The organism is Plasticicumulans sp. (genome assembly GCF_035331805.1).
Taxonomy (GTDB): Bacteria; Pseudomonadota; Gammaproteobacteria; order Competibacterales; family Competibacteraceae; genus Plasticicumulans.
The window spans coordinates 1-15,584 of record NZ_DAOLKE010000057.1; the positions used below are offsets into that span (position 1 = coordinate 1).

A 15,584-nucleotide genomic window follows, 5' to 3' on the forward strand; every position below is an offset into this window, starting at 1 on the left:
ATCGAGACGCAGCTGCGCCGGCAGCTGGTCAGGACCGGCTGACGCACCGCCCGGACCCGGGATCAGCGCCGGCGCGAGCCCGGAGTCCTCGTCACCGGGCCGGGGTCTTCAGGCGGCCGTGGCTGCGGCAGCGGCGTGTCGCCGGCGAGTTCGTCGAGGATCGGGCAGTCCGGGCGCGCGTCGCCGCAGCAGGCAGCGGCGAGGCGCGCCAGCGCGTCGCGCATCGCGCTCAGCGACGCGATGCGCGCGTCGAGTTCGGCGATGTGGCCGGCAGCGAGGCGCTTGACCTCGGCGCTGGCGCGCGAGCGGTCCTGCCACAGCGCGAGCAGCCGGGCGATGTCCGCCACCGGGAAGCCGAGATCGCGCGCGCGGCGCACGAAGCGCAGCACATGCACATCCCCGGCCGTGTAGGTGCGGTAGCCCGCCGCCGTGCGCGCGGCCGGGGCGAGCAGGCCGAGCTTCTCGTAGTGGCGGATCATGCGTTCGGAGACGCCCGAGGCGCGGGCGGCGGCACCGATGTTCATCGCGGACGGCTCCCGGCGGGCGGCGTCAGGCCGCTGCCGGACGCGCTTCGCCGAGCAGGTGGGCGAAGGCGCCGATCAGCGCCGATTCGACCTCGGCCGGCGGACTCGCGTACAGCGCGCTCCAGGCCTCGGCGCGGAAGGCTTCGTAGTGGCCGGCGTGATCGGGATGCTGCTGCAGCCAGTGCAGGCGCACGGCGTGACCGGTCAGCACGTCGATGACGATGTGGCCGGCGACGTGCAGGCCGGGGTTGGCGCTGCAGAGGTGCGCGAGCGCCGCGAGCGCCTCGATGTTGAGCTGGCGGTACTCGGGCGACTGGATCTTGTCGAGCAGGCGGTTGACGGTCAGCGCGAAGTTGGTCTCGGCCGCGGTCATGTCGGCGCGCAGCCGCGCGCTGTCGAGGCAGTTGCCGATGTCGAGGCGCTCGCCGAGCACCAGCCCCTCGCAGTGCGCGAGCACGGCCCAGACCTGCTCGTAGAAGTGCGCCGACAGCTGCGTCAGCACGCCGTGGCGCCGGCGCCAGGCCAGCCAGTCGACGACGGCCTCGGCTCCGGCGTCCTCCTGCGGGTCGGGCACGGCCAGGCCGTGCGCGGCGTCGTCGCGGCGCAGCGATTCGAGCCGCGCCAGCCGGCTGACCGGATTGTCGCCGCGCACCACGGCCTGCACGCGCCCCATGAACGCCCACGGTCCGAGCGTCTGCACGCGCCGGAAGGCCTCGGGCTGCGACAGCCGGTGCTCCCAGGCGTAATCGCCGACGACGAGCAGCACCAGCGGCCAGGCGCGGATCGTCATCGTGTCGCGGAACACCGCCGGGTCGGTCTTCAGCAGCGTCTCGACCGCGAGCACGACTTCCTGCACCAGCATGCGCCCGGCCGGATCGTCGCCGGCGTACTGGCGCAGGCAGGCGACGATCTCGCGGTTGCCGAGCGCGGTGCTGACCACCGAGCCATCGCTGTAGCCGCGCCCGAGCGCGATCTGCTTGCGGTGCGCGACGATGTTGGCGACCGCGTCCTCAAGCTTCGGATCGTGCTTGTCGAGCAGCCCGGCGCAGCGGCGCAGCAGCCCCCAGTGGCCGGCCTCGGCGGCGAGCGCGTACGCGGCCTCCAGACAGGCGCGCACGCTGCGCCCGTCCGGCAGCGGCGCGTCGATGCCGTCGCGCCGGGCGGCGATCTCCAGCAGCGCGATGACCTCGTGCAGGTTGCGCGTCGCGGCAAGGCGCACCGGCACCGCCGGCGGCGGCAGGTCTTCGAGCCGCTGCAGGTCGGCGGCGTCGAGTTCGCGGGCGGCGGCCGGGTCGATGTCGAGCAGGTTGCCGGCGCTGCGCTCCTGTTCGAGCGGCGCGAACTCGAAGTGGTAGTCGCGCAGGCGGTCGAAGCGCTTGCGCCCGGCGGTGGCGATCAGCTCCGACAACGGGCGCACGCGCACCGGCAGGCCCTCGCAGCTGCCGGCGCAGAGCGCGCGCAGGAAGTCGAGCAGCTCCCCGGCGCCGTCGGTGGCGAGCATGCGCGCGGTCAGGCGCAGCGCGAACACCGGCTGGCCGGCCTGGTCCCAGTGCCGGCGCACGTGCGCGAACTCGGCCTTGCAGCGGCTGATCAGCACGCGGTTGCTGAGGTTCAGGTAGAAGTCCTGGCGTTCGAGGAACTGCGGCAGGAACACGACCGTCTCGCCGCCGATCGTGAACACCTGGCAGGTGACCAGCGTGCCGACGCCGCGCCGCGGCCGGCCGGAGAGACCGAGCGCCGCGTTGCGCCCGACGTTGGTCATGGCCTCGACCAGCTCGCTCGCCTGACGCACGCGCACCGGCAGCACGGCCTCGGGCGTCTGCGCGCGCACGCCGGCATCGAGCAGCGCGGTCTCGACCGCCGCCGTGTCGGCGATCAGCGCCACCTGCACCGTGCATTCGCGCCGCCGGCCGATGCGGTGGCGGCGGTTCAGCGGGTCGATGTCGCCGGGATGCAGCCAGCCCTCGTCGATCAGCAGCGCCAGCCAGTACAGGCTCTGCGCCCAGTACAGCGGCACGTTGGCGTTCGGCAGCCGCGGCTGCGAGCCGGGCCGCGCCTTCTCGGCGGCGACGGATTTTTCCGGCACCAGGTACAGCTCCGGCAGCAGCGGCCCGGCGCCGCGATCGACCAGCAGCGGCGCCAGGCGCTCGCGGTATTCGTGCGCCTGACCGTCGCGCCCGCGCATCAGGCCGTCGAGCATCAGGTAGGTGAAGAACAGCGGCCATTCGGACTCGATGCGCTCGAAGCGCGCCAGCTCGCCGCTCTCGTAGTGCAGGCGCGTGTGGTCCTCCAGCACGGTCTGGTGCCCGTCGCGCAGGAAGCGCTTGCAGCCGTAGCGGCCCTGCAGCTTGGCGACGACCTCGTGGCGGGTGCGCTCGACCAGCTCGGCGTCCTCGACCGCCCAGGCCGGAAAGCCGATGACGCTCAGCAGCGCCGCATCGACCTCCTTCGAGCGCGACTCGCGCGGCAGCGTGGCTTCGAGCAGGTTGCGCATGCGCGCGATGTCGTCGGAGGACACGTGGATCACCGAGGCCGGACCGCCCTCGGCGCCGAACAGGTCGAAGCCGCGCAGCGCCTCCAGCGCGGCCTTGGCCATGCCGACCGAGCTGGCGTTGATCTCCGGGTCGCCGGTGTTGATCTTGTCGCCGCGCTCCCAGATGCCGTAGTCCGGCGTGCGGTAGGCGCGTGCGATGTAGTGCGCGAGCGCCTGCACGAAGTCGACCTCGTCGAGCGAATACACGACGCGCAGGCCCGAGGCGATCATCTGCACCAGCATCAGCAGGAACACCGAGGTCGCGTCGATCTGCAGATGGCCCCAGCCGTCATCGGCGACCACCGGCTCGCCGGTGCGGCTGCCGTACTTCGCGTGCAGCGCGTCGATCGGCGCCAGCGTGTGCTTGAAGCGCTCGACCTTGTGCGCCTGCTTCATCATCGCGGTCAGCAGGCCGCGCATCGTCTTCACCGCGCCCTGCTCGAAGCGGTAGGCGCGCGGATCGCCGCCGCGGTGGCGGCGCAGCGCCAGGCCGCAGCCCCACACGCACAGGATCGAATAGACGTTGTCGCGCACCCAGGCGTCGGTGTAGTCGCCGTGCACGGTGACGGCGGTGCTCGCCGGCAGCAGGCCGGTGACCGGGTCCTGGCGCGCGAGCATCACGGTTTCGATCTGCGCGCAGAGTTCGCCGAGGCGGACGGCGTCGGGGGTGCGGGCGCTGGGATTCAAGCGTGGACTCCGGGGTCGGCGACGGGAACGCGGGCCGGCGGCCGCTGGTCGTTCAGCATGCCGGGGGGCGCGCACGAGGCCAAGCCTGCCTGCAGGCATTGACGGCCGTCATCGCGCCCGCGCCCGCGCTCTGCGAAATGCATTTTGTCATATGCAATCGCATCCCGGATGCGACCTGTCAGACTGCGTTTGCGCAGCGCACCACGCCCTTTCCATGCCCCGGCCCCTTCCCCGCCGCAGAGGATTTGCCCGATGAGTGTTGCGCCGTCCCCGGACATCGTGCAGGCCATCGTCACCGGCCTGTGGCCCGATCCGTACCCGAAGGCCGATCCGTTCGCGGTGCTCGGCATGCACGTCGAGGCCGGGGCCGGAGTCGTGGTCCGCAGCTTCCAGCCCGACGCGGAATCGGTCGAGGTGCTCGATGCCGCGAGCGGCCGGCGCGTCGCGACGCTCGAACGCATCGACGCCGCCGGCCTGTTCGCAGGCTCCGTGGCGCGCCGGAAGAACCCCTTCGCGTACCGGCTGCGCGTGCGCTACGCCGGCACCGTCGTCGAACTCGACGACCCCTACCGCCACGCCAGCAGCCTCGGCGAACTCGACCTGCACCTGCTCGGCGAGGGCCGGCACTGGCGGGCGTTCGAGGCGCTCGGCGCGCACTGCCTGAGGCTCGCCGGCAGCGACGGCGTGCGCTTCGCGGTCTGGGCACCGAATGCGCGGCGCGTGTCGGTGGTCGGCGACTTCAACCGCTGGGACGGCCGCCGGCACCCGATGCGCTTCCACCCGGGCAGCGGCTGCTGGGAGCTGTTCATCCCCGGCCTCGCCGAAGGAGTGCTGTACAAGTACGAGCTGCTCGGCCCGGACGGCACGCCGCTGCCGCTGAAGGCCGATCCCTGCGGCTACGCCGCCGAACTGCGGCCCGATACCGCCTCGCGCGTCGCCCGCCTCGATCACCACGCCTGGAACGATGGCGACTGGATGGCGACGCGGGCCGCGCGCATCGCCCGCGACGCGCCGGTCAGCATCTACGAGCTGCACCTGGGCTCGTGGCGGCGCAGTCCCGACGACCCGGACCGGCCGCTCGGCTACCGCGAGCTCGCCGATGCGCTGGCGCCCTACCTGAATGATCTCGGCTTCACGCACGTCGAGCTGCTGCCCGTCACCGAGCATCCGTTCGACGGCTCCTGGGGCTACCAGCCGCTCGGCCTGTACGCGCCGACCTGCCGCCACGGCAGCCCGGCGGACTTCCAGTATTTCGTCGACCGCCTGCATCAGGCCGGCATCGGCGTGCTGCTCGACTGGGTGCCGGCGCACTTCCCGGCCGATGCGCACGGCCTCGCGCGCTTCGACGGCACGGCGCTCTACGAGCACGAGGACCCGCGCCTGGGCTTTCATCCGGACTGGAACACGCTGATCTACAACCTCGGCCGTCACGAGGTCGCGAACTTCCTGATCGCCAACGCGCTGTTCTGGCTGCAGCGCTACCACCTCGACGGCCTGCGCGTCGATGCCGTCGCCTCGATGCTGTATCTCGACTACTCGCGCCGCGACGGCGAGTGGCTGCCGAACGCGCTCGGCGGGCGCGAGAACCTCGAAGCCGTCGGCTTCCTGCAGCGCCTGAACACCGAGCTGTACGCGCGCCACGCCGATGCCGCGACCGTCGCCGAGGAATCGACCGCGTGGCCCGGCGTCTCGCAGCCGGTGCACGCCGGCGGCCTCGGCTTCGGCTACAAGTGGAACATGGGCTGGATGCACGACACGCTGGCCTACCTCGGACGCGATCCCGTGCATCGCAGCCACCACCACCACGAGATGACCTTCGGCCTCGTCTACGCCTTCAGCGAGAACTTCGTGCTGCCGCTGTCGCACGACGAGGTCGTGCACGGCAAGGGCTCGCTGATCGCGCGCATGCCCGGCGATGCCTGGCAGCAGTTCGCGAACCTGCGCGCCTATTTCGGCTTCATGTGGGCGCATCCGGGCAAGAAGCTGCTGTTCATGGGCGGCGAGTTCGCGCAGGGCCGCGAATGGAGCCACGAGCGCAGCCTCGACTGGCACCTGCTCGACATCCACTGGCACGCCGGCGTGCAGCGCCTCGTGCGCGAGCTGAACCGGCTGTACCGCGCGCTGCCGGCGCTGCACGCGCACGACCACGACCCGGACGGCTTCGCGTGGCTGAGCGCCGACAACGCCGCGCAGTCGGTCTACGTCTGGCTCCGGCGCGCGCCGGCGCAGCCGCCGCTGCTGGTCGTCGCGAACTTCACGCCGCAGACGCACTTCGGCTGGCGCGTCGGCGTGCCGCTCGGCGGCGGCTGGCGCGAGGTGCTGAACAGCGATGCGCCCGAATACGCCGGCAGCGGCCAGTGCAACCCCGGCCGCCTCGAAACCGAAGCCGTGCCGATGCACGGCGAGGCGCAGTCGCTGGTGATCACGGTGCCGCCGCTCGCCTGCGCGTGGTTCGTGCCGGAGGCCGGCTGAGCATGGCGGCGCGTGCGCAGCCCGTGCCGGAAGCCGGCCGGCCGTGGCCGCTTGGCGCCACCGTCACCGCCGGCGGCGTGAACTTCGCGCTGTACTCGGGCGTCGCCGAGGCCGTGGAACTCTGCCTGTTCGATGCGCACGGCGAGCACGAAACCGCACGCTGGCGCCTCGCCGGCCCGGGCGACGGCATCTGGCACGGCTTCGTGCCGAAGCTCGGCATCGGCGCGCGCTACGGCTACCGCGTTTACGGCCCCTATCGCCCGGACGCCGGCTTGCGCTGCAACGCGCACAAGCTGCTGCTCGATCCGTACGCGCGCGCCTTCGACCGGCCGCTGATCCTGCGCGACGAGCACTGCGGCTACATCGCCGAAAGCGGCGATGACCGCAGCTTCGACCTGCGCGACAGCGCGCCGTGGCTGCCGAAGTGCATCGTCACCGATCCGGCGGAGGATGCCGCCGGCTGCACCGCCCGCCCGCACACCGCCTGGGCCGACACGCTGCTGTACGAGACCCACGTGCGCGGCTTCACGATCCGCCATCCGGGCATTCCCGAAGCCGCACGCGGGCGCTTCGAGGGCATGGCGCAGCCGGCCATCGTCGACTGGCTGAAGGCGCTCGGCGTCAGCGCCGTCGAGCTGCTGCCGGTGCACGCGTTCACGCACGAGCGCGCGCTGCTGCGGCGCAATCTCCGCAATTACTGGGGCTACAACAGCTTCGGCTTCTTCGCCCCGCACGCCGATTACGGCACGGCGGCATCGCTGCGCGCGCTGGTGCGCCGCCTGCACGAGGCCGGCATCGAGGTGATCCTCGATGTCGTCTACAACCACACCGCCGAAAGCGACGAATGCGGGCCGACGATCTGCTGGCGCGGCCTCGACAACGCCGCCTATTACCGGCTGCACGCCGGGCAGCCGCGGCTCTACGTCAATCACACCGGCTGCGGCAACACGCTCGATGCCTCCAGCCCGCCGGTGATCCGCCTGATCGCCGACAGCCTGCGCCACTGGGCGACGAGCTACGGCGTCGACGGCTTCCGCTTCGACCTGGCGACGGTGCTCGGGCGCGAGACCCGTCCCGGCGGCGATGAGTTCGCGCCCGGAGCCGGCCTGCTCGACGTGCTCGCGCAGGACCCGCTGCTGTCGCGCCTCAAGCACATCGCCGAGCCCTGGGACATCGGCCCGGGCGGCTACCGGCTCGGAGGCTTCCCGCCCGGCTGGCACGAATGGAACGACCGCTGCCGCGACACGCTGCGCCGCTTCTGGCGCGCCGATGCCGGCGTGCTGCCGGAACTCGCCGCGCGCCTGCACGGTTCGGCCGAGGCCTTCGGCCGGCGCGGCCCGCAGGCCGGCATCAACTTCGTCACCAGCCACGACGGCTTCACGCTCGCCGATCTGACCTGCTACCGCGAGCGCCACAACCACGCCAACGGCGAGGACAACCGCGACGGCCACGGCGACAACCATTCCGACAACCACGGCGTCGAGGGCGACACCGCGGATGGCGCCCTCCTCGCCGCCCGCCGGCGCACGCGCCTGAACCTGCTCGCGAGCCTGCTGCTCGCGCAGGGCGTGCCGATGCTGCTCGCCGGCGACGAGTTCGGCCAGAGCCAGGCCGGCAACAACAACGGCTACTGCCAGGACAACGCCCTCTGCTGGCTGGACTGGAGCCGCCTCGAAACCGAAGCCGGCTTCACGGCCGCCGTGCGCCGGCTGACGGCGCTGCGGCGCGAATTCGCCGTGCTGCGCAGCCGCTGCTGGCTGCACGGCGTGCATGGCGAGGATGCGCGCCCCGCTCCGGATGAACTGCGCTGGCTCGGGCCGCACGGCGGCGACATGAGCATTCCGGCCTGGGAAGACCCGCACGGCCGCTGCCTCGGTCTCTGGCTGCACGGCACCGACGGCCGCGAGCTGATCGTGCTGCTCAACGCCGGCCCGGCCATGGATTTCCGGCTGCCGGCGAACGCCGGCGACGGCTGGCAGGTCGCATTCGACAGCAGTGCCTTCGAGGCGGCGCCGGGGCCGGCCGCCGTCGTGCATGCCCTGCCGGCGCGCTCGCTGCGCGTGCTGAGCCGCGTGCCGGCGGGCACCGCACCTGCCTCCAGCGATTCCCCGCCGGTACCGGGCCGTGCCCGCAAGCCCGGCTGACCGTCATCCGCTTCCACGCAATCGAGGGCCCGTCATGGAAAACCAGACTGCCACCCCGCGCTACGTCAGCCGGCTCACGCGCGAAACCATGGCGCTCGTGCTCGCCGGCGGCCGCGGGACACGCCTGTACGAGCTGACACAATGGCGCGCCAAGCCGGCCGTGTACTTCGGCGGCAAGTTCCGGATCATCGACTTCCCGCTGTCGAACTGCGTGAACTCCGGCATCCAGCGCATCGGCGTGCTGACCCAGTACAAGGCGCATTCGCTGATCCGCCACCTGATCGCCGGCTGGGGCAGCGTGCTGTCGCGCGAGCTCGGCGGCGGCATCGAGATCCTGCCGGCCTCGCAGCGCACCTCGGACGACTGGTACGCCGGCACCGCCGATGCGATCTACCAGAACCTCGACATCCTGCGCGTGCGCGATCCGAGCTACATCCTCGTGCTCTCGGGCGATCACATCTACAAGATGGACTACGGCCCGATGATCGCCGCGCACGTCGAATCCGGCGCGGCGATGACCGTCTCGTGCATCGAGATTCCGCTGGCGGAGGCATCGAGCTTCGGCATCATCAGCGTCGATGCCGCGAGCCGCGTCACCGCCTTCAACGAGAAGCCGCAACAGGCCGACCCGATGCCGGGACGCACCGATGTCGCGCTCGGCTCGATGGGCAACTACGTGTTCAACACCGAGTTCCTGTTCGAGAAGCTGATCGAGGACGCCAAGGACCCGAACTCCTCGCACGACTTCGGCAAGGACGTGATCCCGGCGATCATCCGCGACCACCACGTGCACGCCTACCTGTTCCGCGACCCGGCCACCGGCCGCCTCGGCTACTGGCGCGATGTCGGCACCGTCGATGCGTTCTGGGAGGCGAACATCGAGCTTGCCGCGATCCAGCCGGAGCTGAACCTCTACGACCATCACTGGCCGATCCTGACCTACCAGTCGCAGCTGCCGCCGGCGAAGTTCGTGTTCGAGGAGCCCGGGCGTACCGGCAGCGCGCCGAACTCGCTGGTCTCGGGCGGCTGCCTGATCTCCGGGGCCACCGTGCGCCATTCGGTGCTGTTCTCGAACGTGCGCGTCATGGATCACGCGCTGGTCGAGGACGCGGTGATCCTGCCCGATGTCGTGATCTCGCCGGGCGCGCGCATCCGCCGCGCCGTCATCGACCGCGGCTGCACGATTCCGGAAGGCATGGTGATCGGCGAGGACCTGACGCAGGACGCGAAACAGTTCCGCGTCACGCAGCGCGGCATCGTGCTGGTGACCAAGGAGATGCTCGGTCAGGGCCGGGTGCCCTGAGCGGCCTGCGGCTCCTGCGCCGCGCGGGCCGCGTCGATCGCCTGGCGAAGCTGCGCGACCAGCCCCGGACTCGCCTGCGCCGCCCAGGCCTCGACGACCGGCGCGACCGCGGCGCGCAGGCGTTCGAGCTCGGCGGTCGATGGCGTGTTGACGAGCATGCCCTGCGCCTGCAGCTGCGCGAGCGCCTGCCCGGCCTCGGCGCGGCTGTCGCGCCGCTCGAAGTCGCGCGCCGCCACCGCCGCCTCGCGCAGCAGCGCCCGTTCGTCCCCGGACAGCTTGTCCCACCACAGGCGGCTGACCAGCAGGATCCACGGGCTGTACACGTGCCGGGTCAGGCTCAGGTACTTCTGCACCTCGTAGAAGCGCGAGGAGCGGATGGTGTTGACCGGGTTCTCCTGCCCGTCGACGGCGCGCGTCTCAAGCGCCGTGAACAGCTCCGAGAACGGCAGCGGCACGGGGTTGGCGCCGGTGCGGCCGAAGAAGTCGAGGTAGACGGGGTTCTGCATCACCCGCAGCTTCAGGCCGTGCAGGTCTTCGAGGCGCTCGATCGGCCGGCGGGTGTTGGTGACGCTGCGAAAGCCGTTCTCCCAGTACACGAGCCCGATCAGCCCCTGCGCCGGCAGCGTGTCGAGCAGGCGCGTGCCGAACGGCCCGTCGAGCACGGCATCGGCGATGCGCTCGTCGTCGAACAGGAAGGGCAGGTCGAAGACGCCGAAGTCGCGCACGATGCCGACCAGCGTCGCGGTCGAGCCGACCATCATCTCCTGTGCGCCGCCGATCAGCGCGTTCTGCATCTGGATGTCGGTGCCGAGGCTCGCGCCACCGAAGGTCCGCACCCGCAGCCGGCCGCCGGACAGCCGGCCGACTTCCTCAGCGAAGAAGCGGGCCGCACGGCCCTGGTTGCTGTCCTCGGCCAGACCGTAGCCGAAGCGGATCAGCCGCGGCTTCACGTCGGCCGCGGCCGTGAACGGCAGGACCGGCATGGCTGCGAGCCAGGCGATCGCCAGCAGTCGCGCAATCCGGGGAATGTTCATGTGCTGCGCCTCTCGTCTCCAGCGGGATGGCCGGCGATGCATGCCGCCGGCTCTGTCGGGAGGACGAATCAGGCCACAGAGCCGATGTCGCGAGTGTTACGGCTTGTCCAGCCGTGCGCGTTCAGCGCAGCCACTGCAGCGGTGCCGTGATCAGCCCCGGAAACAGCACGAACAGCCCGAGCAGCGCGCAGTAGGCGCCGACGTAGGGCAGCACGCCGCGCACGGTCTGCAGCATCGGCACGCCGCCGACACCGCCGACGACGTTCAGCACCGTGCCGACCGGCGGCGTGATCAGGCCGATCGAGCCGACCAGCACGAACATCACGCCGAAGTACACCGGGTCGATGCCGGCGCTGCGCGCCAGCGGCAGCAGCACCGGCGCGAGGATCAGGATGCTCGGCGTCAGGTCCATGACCATGCCGACCAGCAGCAGCAGCCCGACGATCACCGCCATCAGCAGCCGCGGATGCGCGAGCAGCGGCGCCAGCGGCCCGGCGAGCTGCCCGGGCAGTTCGGCGAGCGTGATCATGTACGAGGACACGGTCGCCGCCGCGCACAGGAACATCACGACGCCGGTCGTGCGGGCGCTGCGCACGAAGGCCGAGTACAGCGCCCCCCGGTCGAGCTCGCGGTACAGCACGCAGCCGGCCACGAGCGCGTACACCGCCGCGACCACCGCCGCTTCGGTCGGCGTGAACCAGCCGCCGCGCAGGCCGCCGAGGATCAGCACCGGCAGCAGCAGCGCCCAGCCGGCCTCCAGCAGCGCCCGGCGCCGCTCGCGCGCCGGCGCCGGCGGCTGCGGAATACACCCGAAGCCGGCGAGCCGCCGGCGCCAGACCAGCACCAGCACCACGCCCATCAGCAGCCCCGGCACGATGCCGGCGAGGAACAGGCTGCTGATCGAGGTGCTGGTGCTGACGCCGTACAGGATGAACGGCAGGCTCGGCGGAATGATCGGCGCGATGATGCCGCCGGCCGCGATCAGCCCGGCCGAGCCGGCGAGCGGATAACCGTGCGCGCGCATCATCGGCAGCAGCAGCGTCGTGAGCGCCGCGGTATCGGCGATCGCCGAGCCCGACAGGCTCGCGAGCAGCATGGCGGTGGCGATCACGACGTAGCCGAGGCCGCCGCGCACGTGGCCGACGCCGGCGATCGCCAGCGCGACGATGCGCCGCGACAGGCCCCCGGCATTCATCAGCTCGCCGGCGAGGATGAAGAACGGCACGGCCATCAGCGGATAGCTGTCGACGCCGGCAATCAGGTTCTGCGCGACGAGCTGCGCATCGAAGACTTCGAGCTGCAGCATCAGCGCGGCACCGCCGAGGATCAGCGCGAACGCGATCGGCATGCCGAGGGCCAGCGCGCCGAACAGCACGGCAAGGAACAGCAGCAGCGTCATTGCCCGGTCCCGGTGCGTCCGTGTGCGTCGCTGTCGCTGTCGCTGTCGCTGTCGCTGTCATCGGCTACCGCCGGCTGACCCGGCACGCAGGCGCGCGGATCGTGCGCGAGGATCCACCACAGATTGCGCGCGACCAGCCCGGCCATCGCCAGCGCCGACACCAGCCCGGCCCCGGCGACCAGCAGCTGCGGAAAGCCGAGCACGGTCGAGTACGTGCGCAGGCCGATCACCGACTGCTGCCAGCTGCCTTCGGCGAACAGCGCCAGCGCCCAGAGCATCAGCGCATGGCTGATCACCGCACAGAGCCGCCGCAGCGGCCCCGGCAGCCGCGCCTGCAGCAGGTCGAGGCCGAGGTGGCGCTGCTCGCGCAGCGCGACGATCGCGCCGAGGAACACGAGCCACACGAACAGCAGCCGTGCCAGTTCCTCGGCGGCCGCGAAGCCGGTGCTGAACACGTGGCGTGCGACGACGTTGCCGAACACCAGCGCCACCATCAGCGCCAGCGCCACGACCATCAGCGCCTCGGTGGCGCCACCGGGGCGCTGGCTGCACAGGGTTTTCATGAGTCGGGAAGAATCCGTCCGGCAGGGCCGTCGCATCAGGCCTGCGCCGAGAGCCGGTCGACGATCCCGGCGACGATCTGCGCGGGCGTGGCGGTGATGTCGCAGACGATCGCCCGCTCGTCCGGCAGGGGTTCCTCCAGATCGGCGAGCTGGCTGTCGAGCAGCGTGACCGGCATGAAGTGCCCGTGCCGGTGCGCGAGGCGCTCGGCGAGCTGCTCGCGGCTGCCGCGCAGGTACACGAACTGCAGGCCGTAGCCTTCGCAGCCGCGGCGCAGGCGTTCCCGGTAGCACTGCTTCAGCGCCGAGCAGCTGAGCACGGCCCCGCTGCCGGCGAGTGCCGCGGCCCCGAGCTGGCCGGCGAGCTGGTCGAGCCACTCGACCCGCTCGGCATCGGTCAGCGGCACGCCGGCGGACATGCGCGCGATGTTGGCGCAGGTATGGAAGGCATCGCCTTCGATATGGGGCAGACCGAGGGCTGCGGCCAGACGTCCGGCGATCAGGCTCTTGCCGGCGCCACAGACGCCCATGATCACGATGTTGGTCGCCATGCCGGTCACGCCACCTTCAGAAAGGCAAAAAAAACGGACCGCCCCGCTGGGGGAAACGGGCGGTCCGCAGGCGCCGTCGGGGGGAGGGGGAACGGATATCACGACGCTTGCCGCTATGTTAGCGCTATCATCCCGTGGCCGGTCAAGGCCCGGATGGTTGCGGACTGCAAAATGCTTCGCAGGGCCACGGGGCCGCCCTGCCGGCTTCCGTCCCGTGCACGCCGGCGTTTCCCGGAGACACCCCATGCCCCCCCGCAAGCCCCATAGCCGCGCCAGCGGCCGCGTCACCCTCGCCGATGTCGCCGCCCGCGCCGGGGTCAGCGCCATTTCGGTCTCGCGCACGCTGCAGTCCCCGGCGCAGGTGTCGGCGGCGCTGCGTGCCCGCATCCAGGCGGCGATCGCCGAACTCGGCTACGTGCCGGATCACGCCGCCCGCTCGCTGGCCTCGGCGCGCTCCGGCACCGTCGTCGTGCTCGTGCCCTCGCTCGGCAACGCGGTGTTCGTCGAGACGCTGACCGCCATCCAGGCCGTGCTGCAGCCCCGCGGCTGGCAGATGCTGATCGGCAACACCCGCTATTCACCGGCCGAGGAGGAGGCCCTGCTGCTCGCCTGGCTCGGTCACCGGCCCGACGGCATCCTGCTCAGCGGACTCGATCAGACCGGACGGACCCGGGCGCTGCTGGCCGGCAGCGGCGCGCCCGTCGTGCACATGATGGAAATCGATGCCACCGGCGCCTGCTGCAGCGTCGGCAGCGGGCAGGAGGCCGCCGGCGCAGCGATGGCCGGGCATCTGCTGGCGCGCGGCTACCGGCGCATCGCCTTCATCGCCGTGCAGCTCGACCCGCGCACCCGGCAGCGGCGCGAGGGCTGGCGGCAGGTCATGCGGGATGCCGGCTGCTACGAGCCGGCGCGCGACCTCGAATCGCCGCAGCCCTCCAGCGTCGGCCTCGGCGTGGAAATGCTGGAGCGGCTGCTCGCGCAGGCGCCGGACAGCGATGCGGTGTTCTGCTGCAACGACGATCTCGCGCACGGCGTGCTGTTCGAATGCCAGCGCCGCGGCATCGACGTGCCCGGCCGGCTGGCCGTGGCCGGCTTCAACGACCTGCCGGCCTCGGCGTGGACGCATCCGCGCCTGACCACGATCGCCATCCCGCGCACCGGGATCGGCCAGGAAGCGGCGCGGCTGCTGACCGAACTGATGGCCGGGCGCACGCCGGCGCAGCGGACGATCGATCTCGGCTTCGAGCTGAAGGCCCGCGACAGCACCTGAAGCGCCGCACCCGCTGCCGGGGCACGCGCTGCCTCAGCCGGCCGCGGCCGGCAGGTCGATGATCCGGCCCGGCTCGAAGCCCGTCTGCGCGGCCGGCTCGTCCGGATAGCCGCGCGGATTCGAGACGATGCGCGTGCCACCGATGCGGAAGTCCGTCGCCCGGTGGCAGTGCCCGTGCACCCACAGCGCGATGCGCCCGTCGAACAGCGCACTCAGGTCCGACGCAAAGCCCGTCGATACCGGATCGCCGGCGTAGAAGGGCTCGATGCAGTCCGGGTGCGGCGCGTGGTGCGTGAGCACGACGGTCGGGCCGGGAAACGGCCGGGCGAGTTCGGCGGCGAGCCAGTCGCGGTCGCGCCGGTGCCAGGCCAGCGTGTCGGCCGGCTCCAGCCGGCGGCCGGCCTGACGGATCGCGCCGCGGAAATCCTGCATGACCACCGCGCAGGCGGCCATGCCGGCCCCGGCATCGCCGTACAGCGCGAAGTCGGTCCAGAGCGTCGTGCCGAGGATGCGCAGGCCGTCGAGCAGCAGGCTGCGCCGCTCCAGCCAGTGCAGCACGCCCGCGTCGCTCAGCGCCTGCAGCCGGGCCTGCACCGCGCCGGTGTCGGCCGGGCCCGCGTAGTACTCGTGGTTGCCGGCGACCGCGATCAGCGGCACGCCCCTGCAGCGCGGCGCCAGCTCCGCCAGCCCTTCGGGGCCGTTGGCGACATCGCCGGCGCAGAGCACGGCATCGACGCCTTCGAGCGGCAGCGGCGGCCAGGGACTGGCCTCGCAGCCGCGGTGGCGCGCGGCGGCGCGGTGCGCATCGACGTGCAGGTCGCTGAGGATCAGCAGGCGCATGGAGGCTTCAGGCCGTCACGCGCGCGATCACCGAGGCGAACGCCGCATCGGCCTGCGCTTCGAGCGGGTGATGGCCTTCGCGCACGCACCAGCGGCCGCCGACCATCACGTCGCGCACGAAGCGGCTGTCGCCGCCGAAGATCCAGCGCTCGGTGATCGCATCGCCGTGGGCGCCGGCGAGCAGCGGCTGCGCGCCGTCGAGCACGACCCAGTCGGCGCGCCGGCCCGGCGCCAGGACGCGTTCGTCCCAGGGCAGGCCGAGGAATT

The 15,584-nt window shown here is 71.9% G+C and carries 11 protein-coding genes and 1 pseudogene; 4 read left to right on the forward strand and 8 right to left on the reverse strand.

What is annotated here, in order from left to right; translation table 11 throughout:
- Positions 1-62: 62 nt before the first annotated feature.
- On the reverse strand, positions 63-524 hold the full coding sequence (gene cueR / locus PKE44_RS06335) for a Cu(I)-responsive transcriptional regulator (protein WP_324549182.1): 462 nt from the start codon (positions 522-524) through the stop codon (positions 63-65).
- A 25-nt stretch (positions 525-549) separates the two neighbouring features.
- On the reverse strand, positions 550-3,744 hold the full coding sequence (locus PKE44_RS06340; RefSeq protein ID WP_324549184.1) for a glycoside hydrolase family 15 protein: 3,195 nt from the start codon (positions 3,742-3,744) through the stop codon (positions 550-552).
- 279 nt (positions 3,745-4,023) lie between these two features.
- Here PKE44_RS06340 and glgB point away from each other — a divergent pair, with 279 nt between their 5' ends.
- Genes glgB through glgC form a run of 3 tightly spaced genes read left to right on the forward strand, consistent with a single transcriptional unit; the run spans position 4,024 to position 9,663 of the window.
- Positions 4,024-6,216, forward strand: a complete 2,193-nt coding sequence (gene glgB, locus PKE44_RS06345; protein WP_324549202.1) for a 1,4-alpha-glucan branching protein GlgB — start codon at positions 4,024-4,026, stop codon at positions 6,214-6,216.
- Between the two features lie 2 nt (positions 6,217-6,218).
- Entirely contained in the window at positions 6,219-8,360 is a 2,142-nt protein-coding gene (gene glgX / locus PKE44_RS06350) for a glycogen debranching protein GlgX (protein ID WP_324549186.1), read from the forward strand.
- A 34-nt stretch (positions 8,361-8,394) separates the two neighbouring features.
- Positions 8,395-9,663, forward strand: a complete 1,269-nt coding sequence (gene glgC, locus PKE44_RS06355; RefSeq protein ID WP_324549189.1) for a glucose-1-phosphate adenylyltransferase — start codon at positions 8,395-8,397, stop codon at positions 9,661-9,663.
- On the opposite strand, the gene PKE44_RS06360 is transcribed toward glgC, so the two are convergent.
- The 4 genes from PKE44_RS06360 to PKE44_RS06375 all read right to left on the reverse strand — a co-directional run bounded on the left by PKE44_RS06360 (position 9,645) and on the right by PKE44_RS06375 (position 13,207).
- Positions 9,645-10,646, reverse strand: a complete 1,002-nt coding sequence (locus PKE44_RS06360) for a TRAP transporter substrate-binding protein (RefSeq protein ID WP_324549204.1) — start codon at positions 10,644-10,646, stop codon at positions 9,645-9,647. The genes glgC and PKE44_RS06360 overlap by 19 nt on opposite strands.
- A gap of 172 nt (positions 10,647-10,818) precedes the next feature.
- Complete coding sequence (locus tag PKE44_RS06365) at positions 10,819-12,096, reverse strand: TRAP transporter large permease subunit (RefSeq protein WP_324549191.1); 1,278 nt, start codon at positions 12,094-12,096, stop codon at positions 10,819-10,821.
- Positions 12,093-12,659, reverse strand: a complete 567-nt coding sequence (locus PKE44_RS06370; RefSeq protein WP_324549193.1) for a TRAP transporter small permease — start codon at positions 12,657-12,659, stop codon at positions 12,093-12,095. The genes PKE44_RS06365 and PKE44_RS06370 overlap by 4 nt, the downstream gene beginning before the upstream one ends.
- A 35-nt stretch (positions 12,660-12,694) precedes the next feature.
- Positions 12,695-13,207 carry a gluconokinase gene (locus PKE44_RS06375; RefSeq protein WP_324549195.1) on the reverse strand — a complete coding sequence of 171 codons (513 nt, stop codon included), beginning with the start codon at positions 13,205-13,207 and terminating at the stop codon, positions 12,695-12,697.
- 244 nt (positions 13,208-13,451) lie between these two features.
- Here PKE44_RS06375 and PKE44_RS06380 point away from each other — a divergent pair, with 244 nt between their 5' ends.
- Entirely contained in the window at positions 13,452-14,477 is a 1,026-nt protein-coding gene (locus tag PKE44_RS06380) for a LacI family DNA-binding transcriptional regulator (protein WP_324549197.1), read from the forward strand.
- 33 nt (positions 14,478-14,510) lie between these two features.
- Here PKE44_RS06380 and PKE44_RS06385 read toward each other — a convergent pair whose 3' ends face one another.
- Positions 14,511-15,317, reverse strand: coding sequence for a metallophosphoesterase (locus tag PKE44_RS06385; RefSeq protein ID WP_324549199.1), 807 nt, complete (start codon positions 15,315-15,317; stop codon positions 14,511-14,513).
- 7 nt (positions 15,318-15,324) lie between these two features.
- A pseudogene (locus tag PKE44_RS06390) lies at positions 15,325-15,584 on the reverse strand (formimidoylglutamate deiminase); the annotation flags it as partial.